15 protein-coding genes and 2 pseudogenes are annotated in these 18,963 nt (G+C 65.8%); 7 read left to right on the top strand and 10 right to left on the bottom strand.

Annotation, left to right across the window (positions count from 1 at the left end; genetic code table 11):
- Positions 1–82: 82 nt before the first annotated feature.
- On the bottom strand, positions 83–391 hold the full coding sequence (locus BJF85_RS29180; protein WP_020501082.1) for an IS3 family transposase: 309 nt from the start codon (positions 389–391) through the stop codon (positions 83–85).
- A 161-nt stretch (positions 392–552) separates the two neighbouring features.
- On the opposite strand from BJF85_RS29180, the pseudogene BJF85_RS21720 reads away from it, so the two are divergent.
- A pseudogene (locus BJF85_RS21720) lies at positions 553–1,698 on the top strand (IS481 family transposase); the annotation flags it as partial.
- A gap of 42 nt (positions 1,699–1,740) precedes the next feature.
- Here the strand turns inward: BJF85_RS21720 and BJF85_RS21715 are convergent.
- A protein-coding gene (locus BJF85_RS21715; RefSeq protein ID WP_187346952.1) for an IS5 family transposase occupies positions 1,741–2,555 on the bottom strand; the annotation gives its coding sequence in 2 pieces (ribosomal slippage) (positions 1,741–2,213 and positions 2,213–2,555; 816 coding nt in all).
- A gap of 61 nt (positions 2,556–2,616) precedes the next feature.
- Positions 2,617–3,774 carry a hypothetical protein gene (locus BJF85_RS21705; RefSeq protein WP_075849889.1) on the bottom strand — a complete coding sequence of 386 codons (1,158 nt, stop codon included), beginning with the start codon at positions 3,772–3,774 and terminating at the stop codon, positions 2,617–2,619.
- A 426-nt stretch (positions 3,775–4,200) separates the two neighbouring features.
- On the opposite strand from BJF85_RS21705, the gene BJF85_RS21700 reads away from it, so the two are divergent.
- The gene (locus BJF85_RS21700) at positions 4,201–4,431 is read left to right on the top strand and encodes a hypothetical protein (RefSeq protein ID WP_075849893.1); all 231 of its coding nucleotides are present in this window, start codon (positions 4,201–4,203) and stop codon (positions 4,429–4,431) included.
- Between the two features lie 267 nt (positions 4,432–4,698).
- Here the strand turns inward: BJF85_RS21700 and BJF85_RS21695 are convergent, their stop codons facing one another.
- Both BJF85_RS21695 and BJF85_RS30625 read right to left on the bottom strand, forming a co-directional pair.
- A complete protein-coding gene (locus tag BJF85_RS21695; protein WP_075849888.1) occupies positions 4,699–6,831 on the bottom strand; it encodes an FtsK/SpoIIIE domain-containing protein in 2,133 nt (710 codons plus the stop codon).
- On the bottom strand, positions 6,828–7,535 hold the full coding sequence (locus BJF85_RS30625; protein WP_255375837.1) for a hypothetical protein: 708 nt from the start codon (positions 7,533–7,535) through the stop codon (positions 6,828–6,830). Before BJF85_RS30625 ends, BJF85_RS21695 begins: the two co-directional genes overlap by 4 nt.
- Here BJF85_RS30625 and BJF85_RS21685 point away from each other — a divergent pair.
- The gene (locus BJF85_RS21685) at positions 7,491–8,543 is read left to right on the top strand and encodes a transposase (RefSeq protein ID WP_222844631.1); all 1,053 of its coding nucleotides are present in this window, start codon (positions 7,491–7,493) and stop codon (positions 8,541–8,543) included. The two genes, BJF85_RS30625 and BJF85_RS21685, sit on opposite strands and share 45 nt — an antisense overlap.
- A gap of 147 nt (positions 8,544–8,690) precedes the next feature.
- Here the strand turns inward: BJF85_RS21685 and BJF85_RS30620 are convergent.
- The 4 genes and pseudogenes from BJF85_RS30620 to BJF85_RS21665 all read right to left on the bottom strand — a co-directional run.
- Positions 8,691–9,107, bottom strand: a pseudogene (locus BJF85_RS30620) (hypothetical protein); the annotation flags it as partial.
- Positions 9,104–9,433 (bottom strand): hypothetical protein, encoded by a 330-nt coding sequence (locus BJF85_RS21675; RefSeq protein WP_075849886.1) that lies wholly within the window; start codon positions 9,431–9,433, stop codon positions 9,104–9,106. The pseudogene BJF85_RS30620 and the gene BJF85_RS21675, both read right to left, overlap by 4 nt.
- On the bottom strand, positions 9,430–9,780 hold the full coding sequence (locus tag BJF85_RS21670; RefSeq protein WP_075849885.1) for a WhiB family transcriptional regulator: 351 nt from the start codon (positions 9,778–9,780) through the stop codon (positions 9,430–9,432). Before BJF85_RS21670 ends, BJF85_RS21675 begins: the two co-directional genes overlap by 4 nt.
- Positions 9,777–10,058, bottom strand: a complete 282-nt coding sequence (locus BJF85_RS21665; protein WP_075849884.1) for a helix-turn-helix domain-containing protein — start codon at positions 10,056–10,058, stop codon at positions 9,777–9,779. The genes BJF85_RS21670 and BJF85_RS21665 overlap by 4 nt, the downstream gene beginning before the upstream one ends.
- Positions 10,059–10,205: 147 nt before the next feature.
- On the opposite strand from BJF85_RS21665, the gene BJF85_RS21660 reads away from it, so the two are divergent.
- Complete coding sequence (locus tag BJF85_RS21660) at positions 10,206–10,592, top strand: transcriptional regulator (protein WP_075849883.1); 387 nt, start codon at positions 10,206–10,208, stop codon at positions 10,590–10,592.
- A gap of 147 nt (positions 10,593–10,739) precedes the next feature.
- The gene (locus tag BJF85_RS21655; RefSeq protein ID WP_075849882.1) at positions 10,740–11,879 is read left to right on the top strand and encodes a hypothetical protein; all 1,140 of its coding nucleotides are present in this window, start codon (positions 10,740–10,742) and stop codon (positions 11,877–11,879) included.
- On the opposite strand, the gene BJF85_RS21650 is transcribed toward BJF85_RS21655, so the two are convergent.
- A complete protein-coding gene (locus BJF85_RS21650) occupies positions 11,865–12,413 on the bottom strand; it encodes an NUDIX hydrolase (protein ID WP_075849892.1) in 549 nt (182 codons plus the stop codon). The two genes, BJF85_RS21655 and BJF85_RS21650, sit on opposite strands and share 15 nt — an antisense overlap.
- Before the next feature lie 358 nt (positions 12,414–12,771).
- On the opposite strand from BJF85_RS21650, the gene BJF85_RS21645 reads away from it, so the two are divergent.
- Positions 12,772–15,147 carry a BPTD_3080 family restriction endonuclease gene (locus BJF85_RS21645; protein ID WP_222844630.1) on the top strand — a complete coding sequence of 792 codons (2,376 nt, stop codon included), beginning with the start codon at positions 12,772–12,774 and terminating at the stop codon, positions 15,145–15,147.
- A gap of 672 nt (positions 15,148–15,819) precedes the next feature.
- Positions 15,820–18,540: a site-specific DNA-methyltransferase gene (locus tag BJF85_RS21640; protein ID WP_075849881.1), complete on the top strand. Its 2,721-nt coding sequence runs from the start codon at positions 15,820–15,822 to the stop codon at positions 18,538–18,540.
- Positions 18,541–18,963: the final 423 nt, after the last annotated feature.

The raw sequence follows: 18,963 nt of genomic DNA, 5'->3' as shown, positions 1-18,963 counted from the left end.
TAGTGCTGGCGGTGGAGCTTGAGCACCCGGCACGCCACCGCCACCGGCACCCGAATCGGGGCATCGGGGGCGGCCAACTCCCTTACGAGCGGGTAGAGCCTTTTCCCGGCAGGTTGCCCTGCGACAAGTACGCCGCAGCCCGACGCAACACCTCGTTCTCCTGCTCCAACAACCGGTTACGCCGTTTGAGCTCACGCAACTCAGCCGCCGCATCCGAGGACACACCCGGCTTGGCGCCGTCCTCGACATCAGCCTGACGCAACCACTTCTGCAACGTCATCTCGTGAACACCGAAGTCCGCGGCGACCTGCGCCAAAGTCACACCAGACTCGCGGTTACGCGCGACCCGGACGACGTCCTCACGGAACTCACGGGGATACGGCTTGGGCACAACAACATCCTTCCACGCCCACCTCTCGGCAAGCGAACTCAGATGTCACACACCCCTTCAGCAGCCCCACCGGCTGCGCGGTCTCGATGACGGCCTACCGCCGATCCAGAACACCAACCTACTGTCAGCTGCTTGCTGATCCTAGACCTGGGCGACCCTAAGCAGCTCGCCGGTACGGCGTGTCGTGGCGCTGGGTCCACACTCTCGTCCAGCGCTATGAGGCCGATGGTCTGGCCGGGCTCGAGCCCCGCTCCCGCTGCCCGCGAACGAACCCACGCGCCACCCCCGAGCACGTCCGCACCCGAATCCTTGAGCTGCGAGAGAAGCTCACGATCGATGGACTTGACGCCGGCCCGGCGACGATCAGCTGGCATCTGCAGGCCGAAAACCTGCCCGCACCAGCGTTGTCGACCATCCGCCGAATCCTGCACCACGCCGGTCTCATCCGCCCCGAACCCGCCAAGCGTCCCCGCGCCTCGCTGCACCGGTTCGCCGCCGAACAACCCAACGAGACCTGGCAATCCGACTTCATCCATTGGCGCCTGGCAGACGGCACGGACGTCGAAATCCTGAACTGGCTCGACGACCACTCCCGCTACCTGCTGTCGATCACCGCCCACAACCGTGTCACCGGCGACCTCGTCGTCGACACCTTCACCCGCACCATCAACGAATACGGCCCACCCATCTCAACCCTTACCGACAACGGCTCGGTCTACACCTCCCGATTCACCGGCGGCCGCAACGCGTTCGAATACGTACTGGCCGCACTCGGGATCACACAGAAAAACGGCCATCCCGGCCACCCCCAAACCCAGGGCAAGATCGAACGTTTCCACCAGACCCTCAAACGCTGGCTCGCCACTCGCCCACCCGCAGCCGACCTGCCCACCCTGCAAGTCCAACTCGACACGTTCCGCACCATCTACAACACCGCCCGCCCCCACCGCGCCCTGAACCGCCACACTCCCGCCCAGGCCTACCAAGCCCGCCCCACCGCACGACCCGACCCCACCACCCACGCCGGGCACTACCGCATCCGCTTCGACCACGTCGACAAATTCGGCAAACTTTCCCTCCGCCGAGCCGGACACATGCACCACCTCGGAGTCGGCATCACTCACCGCCACAAGCACATCGTGATCCTCATCGACACCACCCAGGCCACGGTCATCCACCTCGACACCAGCGAAATCATCGCCACCCACACCATCGACCCCAACCGCACCTACTGGCGCAACCAAGAAAAAGAGCCCGGCCGATGGCCGGGCCCTCCCACTATGAACGATGACCCGAAACATCCATGAACGATGTCCCGACTCATCACAGGGTGGAGCTAAGAGCTTGTCTCAGTTGGTTTGTTGGAGTCGTTTGAAGCAGACGAGGGCGGCGGCCAGCGCGAGGAAGGCTGTGAAGGTGTCGGCGCGGCGTTCGTAGCGCAGCGTCAGGCGGCGGTAGCCGGTGAACCAGGCCATGGAGCGTTCGATGACCCACCGGTGGCGGCCGAGGCGCTCCTTGGACTCGATATCCTTGCGTGCCAGCCGAGGCCGGATTCCCCTGTCTCGTAACCATCGGCGACGTTCGCGGCTGTTGTAAGCCTTGTCGCCATGCAGCTTCGCCGGCTTGCGGCGCCGCGGCCCACGTCGGGAACGGACCGGCGGGATCGCGTTGACCAGCGGGATCATCGCGTCGCCATCAGCCGTGTTGCCTGCCGAGATCCCGGTGGCCATGGGTAATCCAGTGGCGTCGGAGAGCACATGAAGCTTCGAACCGGGTTTCCCACGGTCGACCGGGCTCGGACCAGTCATAGGTCCCCCTTTTTGGCCCGCACGTGGGCGGCATCCACCACCGCGCGGGACCAGTCGATCAAGCCCTGACCACCTAACTCGTCCAGCACCGCGTGATGGATCCGTGCCCACAAGCCCGCCTCGGTCCAGCGCACGAACCACCGGTGCGCAGTCGGGACCGTGACCCCGAACGATGGCGGCAGCCACCGCCAGGCACACCCACTGGTGAGCACGTACACGATCGCCGTGAACACCATCCGAGGATTCGCAGGAGCCCGACCACCACCCTGCGGCCGGTCCTTGACCTCGGGAATCAAGGGCTCAACCAGCTCCCACAACTCATCAGGAACCAACCGCCACGACAACGCATCAACCACAATGGACGATCATCCCGGACGACGGGTCAAGACCCAAACGAGACACGCTCTAAAGCGGAGCTCATCCGGTCGAGACCTCACGAGCCAACCGTTTCTGCTGGCGGACCGACCCGATCTCGCCCGCAAGCGATCGGGCTCGGCGAGCGTGCTCGTGAGCTGCACCGAGATGGTTCTGCCGGCGCAACGCGCTGGCGAGGTCGACGAGCAGGGACGTTTCCGCGCGGATGAACGTCGGATCCAACTTGCCCAACGCCGCAACCAGGACGCCAGTCGCATCGGGGTCACCAAGACGCGCCAAGGCGTGGCCGCGCCAGCGGGCCAAGTGGACCTCGTCCAGCGCCACATACGGAGCCGCTCCCAGCTCCGCCGTACCCAAGGCCGTCTCGGCCTCATCGAACGCGCGGCGAGATGCCGCCCCATCGTCCGCGGCCGCCAACGCCTCGCCGTGCGTTGCGGCCAGCCACGCGCGGAGTCCCGCCGACGCTCCCCGAGTCCGCAAGCCTCCCAGGAGCGCCACCGCCTCCTCCGCGCGATCGACGTCCACCAAAACCGTCGCCTGCTCCGCTCGCGCATGCATCTCATATCCAGGGTCACCGGATTCGCGGGCCGCGCTGATCGCCTGGTCGTAGTAGCGCCACGCCTCCGACACTCGGCCGGCGTCGAGCGACTGCCAGCCCGCGAGCGTGCATACCTCCGACAGCAGCTTCGCCAACGCCTCACGGCGGCTCGGCATCAGGCTGTGCCGTAACAGGCTCGCAATCTGCTCGGCCTTCACCACGGTCTCCTGATGCGCCACGACAACGCCGAGCTGGCGATCGAGGCGCCGAATCGTCCACAGCTGCTCGTGCAGCAGACGGATCACCTCGTCGTCCACACGTGCAGCGCCGCCCAGACGGTCACGGAGTTCGTCTGCCGACTCAGCCTCCTGCCGATCAGTACCCGGAGGGCTGAGAAGCTCCGCGATCGGAAGCTCGAAGATGCGTTCCAGCAAGCGACGCGTCGCCGGGCGCACCTTGCCCAGCGGCTGCCCACCCGGCCCGCGCCCCGACACCAGGCGTTCCAAGTGGCGGAGACTCAGCGTGCCCGGCTCGCCGTACTGCCGCGCGAAGCCGTCCGCATAGTCGGCGAACTCCTGCAACGTCATCTTCCGCACGTCACGGATCTGCTGTTCGAGCACGGTTCTGGGCTTCCGTGCTTCATCGGAGCTGGTGGTCTCCATATGTCGGCCTCGTGTCGGGTTCCTGTCGTAGCCATGTCGGTCGAGCTGACATCAAGCTGATTTCAGTCTTGCACATCCCGTTGCTCCCAGCCATGAAGGTGAGCGGCTTGAGAGAATCAGCCACACAGGACCGGTCCCGGCTGTACGTCGCCTGGCACCGGTGTGAGGTCGACCGGCAGCAGCACGCGGTCACCGACGAGGCGTTCGCCGACGGAGTCCGGCAGCAGACCGGTGTCTACGACGCGCTGTGCGGACGAGCGGTGCACCCGGGGTCGATGCTCCTGCCGCCCGCGCCCCGGTGTCCGGCCTGCGAACAGCTCTGGACCGCCCATACGACTCCCGTTCGACCAGAGCCGCGACGACGCCGAGGCCGACGGTCGATGGTCAGCCGTCTCCTGCGCAGTCGCGGTGAGCGGGGTGTATGTCATGAGCAGCGCGTACTACCTCGGACGCCCGTTGCCGGGTGTTGTCGGCGAGACGCGGCGAATGTGCCACGTGTTTCCGGCACAGATCAGCGTTCCCACGCGACTCGTCGCCCTGTGCGGAGTGTCGTTCGATCGTGAGCAGCTCGAGCTTCTCGACGGGCCGCGCGGCATGCCCTGCGAACCGTGTCTCCGGTCCGTTCCGCGCCCGCGGCACGAGGTGCAGCTGACGTGAACGAGGAGATCCTGCGCCGCCTGGCAGCCATCGAGCGACAGCTCAGCGAGGTCACTCGACTCCTCGACATCCTGATCGCCAGCCCCTGGCCACGGTGTGACGGCGATCAGCCACCGCCTCTCGAGGAACCGTCTCCAGAGCCCCGCAGGAGCGATCGTGACGGCTCCGGATGGTGGCGTCACTGCCGTCACCGACGCTGTTTGCGCAGGTAAAAGACATGTCCTGGGCGTCACACGCGCGGTGACGCCCAGGACGCCTGTGACGGCATCACGGGTCACCGCCGTCACGCTGCATCGCGGCCACGCGCCTCAGATCGGCGACGAGATACCCACGAACCTGCCGTATCTCGCCGTCCTCCGCCGGGACACGTCGCCGCTCCGACGAGCAGCCCAGCTCCGTCATCTGCCGACCGAAGACGTTCGGGTCGACGTCGAGTGCATCCACGAGCTCTGCCGTGGGGATGAACTCCCGGTCCCCTGCGTGCTCGTCGACGTACGCCACTACCTCCGCAAGCGGCTCCGGGAGTTCCGCCATGACCTTGGCCTCGGAACTGATCGCCTTCGCCTCGGCAACAGGGTCCACCCGCACGGCCGTGTCCTCTCCCGTCGCATGGCCCGTCAGCGTCCCCGCCGCCTGCCGCAGCGCACGCCCACGACGGCAGATCTCCTGCCAGTCCTCCCCCGGCATGTAGTACGTCCTCACCGTCATCGCGAGCACGTCTGCCCCCGCCTCGGTCTCCCCATCGGGACGCAGGATGCCCACGCCCTTGTGCGAAGGAAGCAGCCGACTGCTGTCGTGCCCACGCGTGTTCATCTGTTCGCCCAGCACGATGTTGCTGTCCCGCCAATCCATGACACGCAACGCGAAGCGCGACCCGAGCACCGCCCGCAGGCCCGACGGGATCGTCTTCGAATCCGGCCGCTGTGTGGCGAGCACCAGCACGATGCCCGCGGCCGGGGCCTTCTTCGCCAACCAGGTCAGCAGCTCGCCGATGTACTCCCCTACCGGCACGTTCTTGCCCTGCACCTCGATGGGTGTCCGGTCCTCGAGCGGCACCTGCACCTCGTCGATGAAGAGCGCCGTGATCGGCATGTTCAACGCCGTGTCCCGCGACATCGCCGGTGTCACCTTCGACTCCGGACAGACCTCGTCGTCGAGGTCACGCATCCGCCGATACCGGTCCTGCACCTCGGCCACCAACTCCACCAGCCAGTCCTTCAGCGCGACGATGTGCTCCGCGTCGTCGCCGGACAGGAAGCGGTGAGCCACCTGTTCCGCCGCCATCCAGTCCTTGCCGGCCTTGAAATCCGCCACGTACAGCCGCGTGTGCTGGTCGAGGATCAGCCCGGCCGCTGCCAATCGTGTGGCGAATGTCTTTCCCTGCCTCGGAATGGCTCCGACCAGCAGCGAGGTCCACACCAGCGGCAGGTCGATCTTGCGGTCCCGTGCATCCCGCCCGAACGGCACCGGCTTCCAGGCATCCCAGTGCTGCACGTTCACCAGCGGCGTGCGCAGCGGCGGCTTGGCATACGGGTCCTCATCGGCGACCCACATCGCCACCCGGCCCGCATGTCCACCATTGCCACGCACGCGTTCAACCATCAGCTGGATCTCGTCCACTGCCAGCGCCGAAGCCAATGCCTCCCGGTGCTTCACCACGTCCGCCGCCTTGCGGGTGGCCGGCAGGTCGACCGTCACAGACCAGCCGTCGCCCACCCGGGAAGCCCGCTGCACCAGGCGCAGGGACTCGTCCTTGCCGAGCAGCTTGGCATCGCGGAACGCGTCGACGAGGATCTGCGGATCCATCGTCCACGTCAGCGCACGCGAACCGGACAGCGACGGTTTGCGTCCCGGCTGGCCGTCCTTTCGTCGGCCGAGTACCGCCAATGCCACGCATGCGACACCGCCGATGGTCCACAGTGGAACCTCACCCCACACGTATGCGGCCACGGTGATGAGGACACCCGCCGCAACGGATACCGCACCGGTCACCTTCCACCGGAACAACGTCAGTTCACGGATCTCGGTGAACTTGTCGGCGAGCTTCTGGGATTCCTCGGCCGCCTCACGGTAGTCCCGCACGGTGATCCACCGCCGCCACAGGCGAAAGCCGGTCACCACGCCGCGGCCCACCGCCCGCAGCAGGCGACACGGCGAGCGCAGCACCGCGGTGATCCAGTCCTTGACGAGCTGTGTCGCCTGCTCGCGCGTCTTGAGACTCACCGGCACCCGTGGGGATGCCTGCCACCACCGCTTGAACCGCAACCGCCACGGCAGCCGAACCGACGGGAATGGCTGATCCTCCACGAGCTCGCCGTCGAGGATCGCTCGGTCGGCATCCCGTGAACGATCCGGTGCCACCTCGGCCCCAATGTTCACGGAATCCGCGTCGTCGTTCATGGCCGGTCACCTCCCGACACGATCTCCGCGGCGAGGGCTTCGGCGAGGCGCGACGACAATCCGCGCGAGCATCCGGTCGCCTCACGAATCCACGCCGGAGTGATGACGACCTCCGGCGTCCATGCCTGCCGTGCCTCGTCGAGGTAGTCGTTGAACAGCTTGCGCCGCACCGATTTGCGGACCTCCGTGGCGGCAGACCCCGGTGTCTGATCACCTTCCCGCCGGGCCTCGCGTACCGCCGCGTTCACGGCGTCGGTCAGCTTGTCGCGCAGGTCTGTCACGGCTTCGGCGGCCACGAACACCAGCAGCGGCGGCACCGAGTGCAGCACGATGCCCGCCGGAGAGCCGTTCGCGTACGCCTCCCAGGTGTTCTGTGAGTGTGTCGTGCGGCGGTTCCGGTCTGGTCCGCTTGCAGGATCGGGGCCGGTGACCGGGAATGACTCACATGTGTTCTGGCCGCCCCGACCATGGGGCGTGCTTTCGTCATGACTTGTCTTCTCGGCCGCTGGCGCCGTCCTGCGCCACTGGTTGGCTTGATCAGAAGCGTGTCCGCGGGCCTGCTCGCGTGACTCATCACAGAAGTGCCGCTCGGTGGTCTCGTTCCAGGTCGGTGTCGACGTTGAAACCTGTGCTGGAAGGAGCTTTGCGGCGAGATGGTCATGCTGGCCGATGTCATCGATGCTGCGGTGGGCGCCGATACCCATCGCGACACCCATACGCTGGAAATCACCACCGCCGCCGGGATCACACTGGCGACGACGACTGTCCCCAACACCGACGAGGGCTCGGACCGCGCCGTGGCGTGGATCGGCGAGCATGCACCAGGGCCGCAGGTGGCCGCGGCTGTGGAGGGTAGCCGTAGCTACGGGATCGGCCTGGCCCGCGCGTTGTCGGCCGCAGGGGTGTCGGTACTCGAGATCGAGCAGCCGCACAGCCGGGAGCGTCGCCGAGGCAAGTCGGACCCGATCGATGCGCACCTGGCCGCGCTGCACGCGCTGCGCCTGGATGCCGATCGGCTGCCAACGCCGCGCACCGACGGTGACCGCGAAGCGCTGCGGATCCTGCTCGGGGCCCGCCAAGAATTGATCATGACCCGCAGGCGGGCCATCAACCAGCTGCGGGCGCTGCTGCTGACCGGCGACGAGGCCGACCGCCAGCTTGCCCGCACAAAACAGTTCAGCGACGCGCGACTGGAAACGATCATCCAGCGTGCTGTGCTCGACGGCCAGACCCGCGAGCAGAGCATCCGCCGCGAGGAGGCCCGCCGGCTGGCGCTGCGGATCCGCGAGACCGGAGCGGATCTGGCCACCAACAACACACGGCTGCGCACGATTGTCACTGAGCTTGCCCCGGACCTGATCGCCAAGCTCGGGGTCGGGCCAATCTCCGCAGCACAGGCCATAGTCACGTGGTCGCACCACGGGCGCTGCCGCAACGAAGCCGCCTTCGCCGCCCTGGCCGGAGCCAGCCCACTTCCAGCCAGTAGCGGCCGCACCACCCGGCACCGGCTCAACCGCGGCGGCGACCGCGCGCTCAACTGCGCCCTGCACAGCATCGTGCTCACCCGCTGGCGCTCCTGCCCGCGCACCCGCGCCTACGTCGAACGACGCCGCAGCGAAGGCCGCTCCGACCGCGAGATCCGCCGCATCCTCAAACGCTACGTCGCCCGCGAGCTCTACCGCACCCTCAACACCACCACGACACTGCCCTGACACACGATGGGCGGACCCAGAAGGACACACGGGGGCGCCTACGAATCCTGCGCGGCCAGCCTCACACCCCGGACGCCAGCTCTTCGGATCAGTCACTTCCCGGGTCCGCGCCCGCAGCCTACCGCTCCTTGACAAACATGGAAGCGTCATGACATACGTCGCCGACAGCGTGAACCACTTCGCCCGGCGTACCCACGGCCCTGTGGCGATCTGGTATCGAGCGGTCACCTGTTCGGCGCGCAGGATCGCGAGGAGCACGAGGGACACCGTCGGATCGAGCAACCACGCCGCAAGCCACGGCAGCGACCACGCGCCCGCATCGCCGGCAGCGAACGACTGGACATTCGTCATCGTGAACGCCAGCCCCAGTACGATGCCCGCCCAGCACAACCGATCCACCTGCGTACGTACCCGCTCGACCCGGAGTGCGACGACATCCGGATCGGTCTGGTGGGCACGCAGCTCGGCAGCGTCCGCCGCGTCGCGGACGAGCACGTCGGCCTTCCGACCGGGGCCGGGTGGCCGCCCGTCGGCGGCCACCCGGTTCGATCCGTCCCCACTCATCGCCGATCACTCCGCCTGGTGGTCGTGTCCAGCGACGTGACCGTCAGCGTGCGGGTGAGCACGTAGGCCGCCAGCAGGTCCGGCAGCGCGAGCACCACGATCAGCAGCGTCGTGTTGCCGGGGTTGGTGATGACGAGCCGCTGCACGCCGACGAACGCGGCCGCCATGAGGCCGACACGTCCGACCAGCGACACCACCCGGGCTCCCGCACGTGCCTTCTCGGCCGCCTTCCGCGCGCGGGCCCTGCCGGCCCGCCACACGAGCGCCAGTGCCAGCAGTACACCCGCACCTGCGAGAACCTGCTCGGGAGTGAGGTCGATCGTCATTCGTCGTCACCTCCCCAGACGCCCCGGTTGACGTGCCGCCACTTCCAGACGCGGTGCACACGACGGCGATCGGTATCGGAGAGGGCGCCCCAGATCCCGAGCGTGTCCTCACCGGCCTCGCGCAGCTCGAGTTCGAGGCATTCCTGAATCACGGGGCACCCCGCGCACGCCCACGAGGCGAGCGCCCGATCGGGGTCGGCCGCACCGGTGAGGTCCGGAAGGAGCTCCCGGTCGAAGGCCCAGAAGCACAGGCCGTCCCACCTGACGACGCTGCGGAGAACATCGTCGGGCACGTCAGCCAGGTAGTCGAGGTCCGCGGCCAGCTTGTCGTAGTCGTCCTGGTTCATCGGGCGTCACCCCCATTGAGGCGGGCGATCTCCCGAGCGGTCCGACGCTGCGCGATCATGCGCGCCGGATCGACGCACTGCCCGGACTCAGCGGCGGCGGTGACGAGCTGTTCGAGTGCCGCCGCCGGGATGACGTAGCGGTAGCGGACACGGACCGCGGGGAAGGCATCCTCGCGGATGGCCCGGTAGAGGGTGGACGGGTCGACGCGCACGATCAGCGCCGCCTCTCGGACTGTGTAGAACACCGGCGCACCGGCATTCGGCATGGGCGTATCCATGAACAAATTCCTTAGAGGTATTTCAGCGTGAAGTTGAGCTGATTTCAGCTTGAATGACGACAGAATCGGTCCCGTTCGCGCGAGCCAGGGGCACGGAACCGCAATGAAGCGCTAATCTCGGCGCTGAGGCGGACCACGGAGGAATTGGTGACCGAGGACTGGACGGCTGTCGCGCGGGCGATCAACGAGCGCATGAACGAGCTCGGGTTGCGCCAACGCGACCTCGCCGACCGCTCCCACGTGTCTCAGGCGATCGTGCGGGAGATCCAGCACCGCACCGTCGAACGCCGCCGTAGCGCCCGCACCCTGGAGGCGCTGTCGCTGGCGCTGGAGTGGCACCCCGGTCATCTCGCGGCCGTCCTCGCCGGCCGGAAACCGTTGGCACCGGGCGAAACCGGTGATGACAACACCGACAAGATCCTGTCCCGCCTGGGTGCGATCGAGGGCCGGCTCGACGAGATCACCGCGCGCCTGGACGAGCTCACCAAGGCCGGTACCCGCGACGTCCCACCGCCGAGTCGACGTCCCCGGTAGGTCCACGATGGCTGCCCTGCGCCGGTTGAGGTCTGCGTTGTTCATGACCCAAGAAAACGCCAGGAGAAGCCCTCTGCGCAGGTGGCGCTGGTTAACTTCCAAGCCATTAACTCGCGATAACTTCACTGGTCAGAGGGGTTATCGGCGATGAGTTATGCGACGAAATTGCAGCGGGTTCGGAAGGCCGAACTCGGGTTGAAAGCAGCCGAGGTCATCGACCTGTTGATCCGGTGCGCCGACAATCGCGGCATTCCCATCATGGAAGCAAGCAGCCTCAAGACGCGGCTGTCCCTGTGGGAGAACGGTCACGCCACGGTCAGTGAGCCGTACCGGCGTCTGTTCCGCGAGATCTACGGCCGCAGGAACAGCGACCTCGACTTCCCGGACGACGAGGATGACAACGAAGTCGGCGAGCTACGTTCTCGACTCGCGCTGGCGCGCAACGTCGACGAAGGCGCGGTCGAGGCCTTCCGTCAGCAGGTCGACAACGCACGCCGTGCCGACAGGCAATTCGGCGGTGTCCTCCTGTTGGAGCAGTTGCAGCACCTCATCGACCAGATAACTGGACTGCTCCGGCACAGCACCGCCCGTGGCCAGCGTGAGGCGCTCGCGGGTGTCCTCACCGAGGCGTCGACGTTGGCCGGCTGGGTCTCGCTCGACCGTAACGCCGTGAGCCAGGCGTGGGACCACTACGAGCGGGCGAAGGATGCCGCACGCGAGGCAGGCTCGACAGCCATGCTCGCGCATGCGTTTGCCGAGCAAGCGTTCGTCCTCATCGACATCGACGAGACCCGCCACGCGGTCGAGCAGTTGGAACATGCCCGCGCCCTCGGCACCGATCACATGTCACCGTTGTTGCAGGCATGGCTGTCGGCGGCAGCGGGCGAGGGCTTCGCCGCGTTCGGTCAGTCGGACGCTGCGCTAGCAGCATTCGACGACGCGACGCACCTGTTGCCCACCGACCCGCAAGACCCGGCGCTGCCGTTCCTGTTCCTCGGTGACTCGCACCTTGATCGTTGGCGCGGGAACGCGCTCGCCAAGGTGGGCGACCTCGGGGCGGTGGACCAGCTCTCCGCGGCCCTACCTCGCCTACCCAAGGCGTTCGTGCGTGCCCGCGTGGGCATGATGGTCGACCTCGCCTACGCGTACGCTGCGGCCGGCAATCGCGACGAAGCCCAAACCTATGCCAGGCAGGCGCGCACCCTCGGCAAGCAGATCCGCTCGGACCGCCACCTGCGCAGGCTCAGTGGCCTGGTCCTGCCGACGAGCCGGTCACGCGCGTCGTGAGTTCAGGTAGTACAGCAGCGCCACCAACGTGCCGGATCCCAGTAGCTCCTGCCGCTGTGCGAGCTCGTTGACGCGCGACAGCGGCACCCATTCGACGGTGCCGACCTCCTCGGTGTCCGTCGGGTCGCCGATGTGCTCGGCACCGTGCCAGACGTAGACATCGACCGGAGCAGTCACCTGACCGGGCAGCGGCTCGAAGCTCACGAGGTGCTCGCCCTCACCGGTCGGCTTCCAGCCGCTCTCCTCTGCAGCTTCCCGGGCCGCGGTCCCGGCGGAGTCCTCACCGTCGTCGACGAGCCCGCCGAGGAGCTCGTACCCCCACTGCCGGGTCGCGAACCGGTACCGCCAGAGCATCAGCGCCTCGTCGCGGTCGTTGACCACGAGCGCGATCGCGATCCGCGCCAGGTGGACGACGTGATACTCCCAGCGCTCCCCGTTCGGAGCCTGCACGTCGGTCAAGCCCAGCCGCACCCACCGGTTGTCGTAGACCAGCCGCTCACCGAAGGTCTGCCATGCGCCACGTTCCTCAGCCACGACCACAGGCTACGGGTCGAGCGCCACCACAACAGGTCGAGTCCGCGGACCACGCGCAATAGCCAGCGCTCCAACAAACGGCCCTGTCGATCACCGTCAGACGTCCGAGCCCTTTCGCGGGCAGCTGCAGGGTCCGCAGGAGAGTTTGGGCATTACGAGCAATGCGGACCACTGCTACAACTGAATTACATCGGTCGCGATGATCAACGGCGACCCGATCGCCACCGGTAGTGTTCGAGCTTACGTATGGACGGCGACGGCGAATCCCAGCCAGCAGACGATAGCAAGTGGACGTCCCACAACGAGCAAGGAATGTCGATAGCATGTTGACCGTGGGTAGTCACCGGGTGGCGAGGGTATGACGGAAGCGATCGAGAACCCGATCCTGAACTCGCCGTACGAGCAGCCGGATCAGTACCACGAGATCGGGCCGGAGGGGCCGACCGGCATGGTCAAGGACGGCCGCCGCCCTAGCGAGTCGTTCATCCCCATCGCCGGTGCGAAGAAAGGGAACGGGGAGCAGACCCAGATCGACTTCGATGTCACCGGTGAACGCCGTGAGTCCAACACGCTGATCAACGACCTGCGGCGGGAGGTTGAGCGTTGGCGCCGGGGCGGACAGTACTCAGGCGTCACGCCGATCACCAGGAATCTCCTCCAGCACTGGGCGGATCCGGACCGCGACAACCGGGTGTTGTTCGCACAGCGCGAGGCTGCGGAGACCGCGATCTTCCTGACTGAGGTCGCGGGTCGCAACGGCGTGACCGACTGGCGACGGCGACTCGAACCGGACAACGAGGCACACAACTCCGGCCTGCCCCGTGTTGCGCTGAAGATGGCCACCGGCACCGGTAAGACGGTTGTCATGGCGATGCTCATCGCCTGGCAGACGCTGAACAAGGTCCAGTCACCGCGCGACACGCGATTCAGCAGCCGATTCTTGATCGTCGCGCCTGGCATTACGATCCGCGACCGGCTGCGAGTGCTACTGCCCGAAGACTCGGAGAACTACTACCACCTCCGCGACCTGATCCCGGCCGATCTCAAAGGCTACCTCGAGCACGCTCGGATCGCGATCACGAACTACCACGCGTTCCAGCTCAAGGACGCCAAGGAGATCCAGGGCGTCGCGAAGAACACCCGGCTGCTGCTCAAGGGCGACCGCAAGGAAGACGCTTTCAAGGAGACCCCGCGCGCGATGGTCAGCCGCGTGCTCCGGGACATCGGAGGGCTCGACGCCAAGCAGCAGATCGTGGTCTTCAACGATGAGGCACACCACTGCTATCAGGACCGTCCGATCCCGGCCGACGACAGCGACGGCAAGCTCTCGTCCGAGGAAAAAGCCGCGAACGAGGAGGCACGTGTCTGGTTCCGCGGCCTCCAAGCTGTCGCCAAGCACGCCGGGATCAAGCAGATCATCGACCTGTCAGCGACGCCGTTCTATCTCAAGGGCTCCGGCTACAACGAGGGCCACATCTTCCCGTGGACGGTCAGCGACTTCTCGCTCATGGATGCCATCGAATCCGGCATCGTCAAGGTCCCCCGCACCCCCGTCGACGACAACGCCACCCATCCTCTCGTCACCTATCTGCGTCTGTGGGACTTCGTCGGCAAGAGTCTCCCGAAGCGAGCACCGAAGGATGCGGTCACCGACTGGACCCCGGCCGCCGAGCTCGAAGGCGCGCTCTACAGCCTTCACCGCAGCTACAAGAAGGCGTTCGAGCATTGGGAACGCGAGCTGAAGCAGCACGATCAGACACCGCCAGTGTTCATCGTGGTCTGTCCGAATACGACGGTCAGCAAGTTGGTCTACGAGTGGATCGCCGGTCGCGAGGTCGAAGATGAGCACGGCGTCAAGCACGCACCCGGGCACCTCGACCTGCTCAGCAACGTCGTCGACGGCAAGCCCTTGCCCAAGCCGCGGACGATCCTCATCGACTCCCAGCAGATCGAGTCTGGCGAGGGGATGAAGAAGGACTTCAAGCAGGCAGCGTCGGCCGAGATCGCCGCGTTTAAGACCGAGTACCGCCGCCGAAACCCGGGCGCGGACGTCGAGAAGATCACCGACGAAGAGCTGCTCCGCGAGGTGATGAACACCGTCGGCAAGAAGGGCCGGCTCGGTGAGCAGGTCCGCTGCGTGGTGAGCGTGTCGATGCTGACCGAGGGCTGGGACGCCAACAGCGTCACCCACATCCTCGGCGTCCGCCCGTTCCGTAGCCAGTTGCTGTGCGAGCAGGTCGTCGGACGAGGTCTGCGCCGCCGCTCGTACACGGTCAATGAGAAGGGCCACTTCGAGCCCGAGTACGCGAACGTCTACGGGATTCCATTCCAGTTCATCCCGTCCGACAAGCCTGCCAAGGACCCGCTGCCACCGAAGCCGGTCCAGGAAGTCCGCGCGCTCGAAGGACGCGAGCACGTGCGCATCACCTTCCCGAAGCTGGACGGCTACAGAGTCGAGCTGCCGGACGAGGAGATCGAGATCGAGCTCGACAGCGCGGAACCCTTCGAGATCGGGCCGGAAACGATCCCGAGCCGTGTCGAGATCGCGGGCGCGTCGGAGCCGACGAGCGTGAGGAAGGCGACGACTGGCACTACCGGACGCAGGCTGTGGCGTTCGCGCTCGCGCGCGAGGTCCTCGACCGCCACCTCAACGACGGCGATAACAAGCGCCCCTGGCTGTTCCCGAGACTCGTCGAGATCTGCCGCGCCTGGATCGATCAGCGGGTCACGATAGCGGACGGCTACACCCTGGGCTACCTGAAAACGATCAGCGAGACGCGGGCGAAGGCCGCCGAGCAGGTGTGGGGCGCCATCACGCGCCACCTCGGCAACCGCCGCGAACGCCTCCGCCCGATGCTCAACCGCTTCGAACCGACCGGATCGACCGGCACCGTCAACTTCCACACCCGCAAAGCGACAGCGGCCGCGGAAAAGTCCGAGGTCTCGCACGTCACCCTCGACGGCAGGGACGGCAACACGTGGGAGAAGGGCCTCGCCGACGAGCTCGAGCGCAACCCCAACGTCGCCGCCTACGTCAAGAACGATCACCTCGGTTTCACGATCCCGTACGTGCACGCGGGTCGAAGTCACTCGTACGTCCCGGACTTCCTCGTCCGGCTGCACCGACGTGACGCTGATGACATCGAGCGCACGCTGGTCATCGAGGTCTCCGGCAGCCAGAAGAGCCCCGGCCCAACCAAGGCGAAGGCCACCACGGCCCGTGACTCGTGGTGCGCCGCGGTCAACAACCACGGCGGTTTCGGACGCTGGGGTTATATCGAGATGACCGACCCGCAGACGTTCAAGGTCAAGCTCGCCGAGGCGATCCAGAACCTCTACGACGACGCGCCGATTATCGGCGATCCGGACCTGCTCGACTTCAACGACATGGATGTGAGGAGCGCACGTGGCGCGTAAGAAGGCCGCGCAGGGCCCGAAAGAGGTCGGCGCCATCAAGCACGACGACAAGCGGACCAACATCCCCACCGCCGACGCCCACGACTTCGTGGACCCGGCCGTCGAGGAAGTCCGTCAGGTCCGCTACGCGCGCGACGAGACCCTCGACCCGCAACTCGTGTGGCGAGGCAAGTACCCCGACGCGGACAGCGAGAACGCCGAGGACAACGACCTCGTCGTCGACGCGCCCCCGATCTACATCCAGGAGAAGATCGACCCGCGTGTCCTCATCGAGAACCTCCGCGACACTGCGGCCAAGCCGGACGAAGAACCCGAGCTCACACTGTTCGACGACTTCGACGGGCTCCCCGAACTCGACGCAGTCGACTTCTACAAGCACGACGCCAACTGGTCCAACCGCATGATCGTCGGTGACTCGCTGCAGGTCATGTCCTCGCTGGCCGAGCGGGAGCGGCTCCGCGGCAAGGTCCAGATGGTCTACATCGACCCGCCGTACGGAATCAAGTTCGGCTCGAACTGGCAGGTGTCGGCGCGGAACAGGACAGTGCGGGACGGAAAGCTGGAAGATGCCGCTCGCGAGGCCGAACAGATCAAGGCATTTCGGGACACATGGGATCTCGGGATTCACTCGTACTTGTCGTACCTGCGTGATCGTTTGCATGTCGCACGCGAACTGCTGACCGAGTCAGGATCATGCTTTGTTCAGATCGGTGACGAGAATGTGCATCTTGTGCGGAGCATCCTCGATGAAGTATTCGGCTCCGAGAACTTCTGCTCGATCATCAGCTTCAAAACCACCAGCGGCGCTGGTAGCTTCGCGGGCGGAACAAACGTTCTTCCCGCAGTGAACAACTTTGTCCTGTGGTACGCCCGGGACCTTCAATTGGTAAAGTATCGTACTCTGTACCAGGAAAAGAGCTTCTCCGAGGCTGGGACGGCCTACACTAGCGTCGAGGATCATGACGGAACCCGGCGACGTATGACTCCGGAAGAACAATCTGGACAGAAGCCCGTCCAGGGTCGAGTGTTTCGGCGTGATCAAACTACGTCGCAGACAACGCGAATCGGGCAAACGACGGTATTTCCAGTAACCATTCCCGAAGGGACTTTCCAGCCTTCAAAAGGGGGCTGGAAGACGAACCAGGTGGGTATGGAAAAACTCAGGATGGCGAACCGCCTCACCGGGGCAAAAAACACACTCTACTACATTCGATACTTTGATGACTTCCCAGTCACAAGCTATACGAATTTCTGGGATGATACGACGACTGCGGGGTTCGGTGATCCAAAGATCTACGTGGTCCAGACGAACACGAAGGTCATCGAGCGATGCATGCTTATGTGCACCGATCCGGGCGACCTCGTCATCGACCCAACGTGCGGCTCCGGTACAACCTCGTACGTGGCCGAACAATGGGGACGTCGTTGGATCACTATCGACACGTCACGAGTGGCTCTTGCGCTGGCTCGTCAGCGTGTCATGTCGGCGAAGTATCCCTGGTACATCCTCACTGACAGCGCCGAAGGGCGCGACACGGAACAGTCGCTCAGCGCTCAACAACTCCCCAAGCAGCAGTTCACCAACGACATCCGCCACGGCTTCGTCTGTGAGCGGGTCCAGCACATCACGCTGAAGTCGATCGCGAACAACCCTGACATCAAGGAGGGGATGTCGCGCAAGGAGATCGACGCGGCGATCAAGAAACACGCCGACTACGAGCTCCTCTACGACAAGCCCTACGAGGACAAGAAGAAGGTCCGGGTCGCGGGGCCGTTCACGGTCGAGTCGCTGAGCCCGTACCGGTCGCTGGCGTTCGCGGGTGGGCCGGACGAGTCCGCGGGCGAGACCGCTGCCGCGCAGGATGTCGATGCCCAGGACTTCGAGCAGACGATCCTCGACAACCTCGCGAAGGCCGGGATCCAGAACGGTCGCCGCAAGGAGCGCATCATCTTCGCCGCGTTCGAGAGCTACGCGGGCGAGTACATCCAGGCCATCGGCGAGCGCGAGGCCCAGGACGCCGACAGCGGAGCGGGTCGCGTGGCGCTGGCGATTGGGCCGCAGTACGGCACCGTGAGCCCGTCATTCGTCAAGAAGGCCGCTCGCGAAGCGATCAATGCCGAGGGCGTCGACCTGCTGTGTGTGCTGGGTTTCGCGTTCGACGCCCAGGTCACGGGCGTGACCGAAGAGGACGGCATCACGGTCGACGCGTCCGACGAGGGCTTCGCGAACGTCGCGGCCACGCGCAAGCTCGGCCGGATCCCGGTGCTCATGGTCCGGATGAACGCCGACCTGCTCATGGGCGAGGAACTCAAGAAGACCGGAGCGGGCAACCTGTTCACGGTCTTCGGTGAGCCGGACATCGACGTCGAGACCACCGACGAGGGTGTGACCGTGCACCTCAACGGCGTCGACGTCTACGACCCGACCACCGGTGAGGTTCGCAGCAACGACACCGGCCAGATCGCGCTCTGGATGATCGACACCGACTACAACGAGGAGTCGTTCTTCGTCCGGCACTGCTACTTCACCGGCGGCAACGACCCGTACAAGCGCCTCAAGACCGCGCTGAAGGCCGAGATCGACGCCGACGCTTGGTCCTCGCTGTACTCGACGACGTCGCGCCCGTTCGCGAGGCCGGAGACCGGCAAGATCGCGGTCAAGGTCATCAACGACTACGGCGACGAGGTCATGAAGGTCTTTGAGGTCTGAGGAGTTGGCAAGGAGGTCATCACGGTGATCACCGCAGACCAACTGATGGAACTGGTCGACCTGCAGTCGGATCAGTCCGACGCCGTTCGGGTCGCGGTCGAGCCGGGCAAATGGCCGAGGCCCCGAAGCCGGCATGGTGATATCGGGCCGATCCCGCGAAACGCGTTCCCCAAGAGGGTCCTGGAGTAAGGAGACTGGCAGTGGAGTCCGGCTTCCCCTGCCACAACCAACCGATACATCGACCGCGGAAGAGAAGGGGGGCTGCTGAAGGGGTGTGTGACATCTGAGTTCGCTTGCCGAGAGGTGGGCGTGGAAGGATGTTGTTGTGCCCAAGCCGTATCCCCGTGAGTTCCGTGAGGACGTCGTCCGGGTCGCGCGTAACCGCGAGTCTGGTGTGACTTTGGCGCAGGTCGCCGCGGACTT

This window comes from Saccharomonospora sp. CUA-673 (assembly GCF_001942305.1).
Classification (GTDB): Bacteria; Actinomycetota; Actinomycetes; order Mycobacteriales; family Pseudonocardiaceae; genus Prauserella.
The sequence above is the reverse complement of the archived record's forward strand: the minus strand, read 5'-3'. Positions and strand labels throughout refer to the sequence as shown.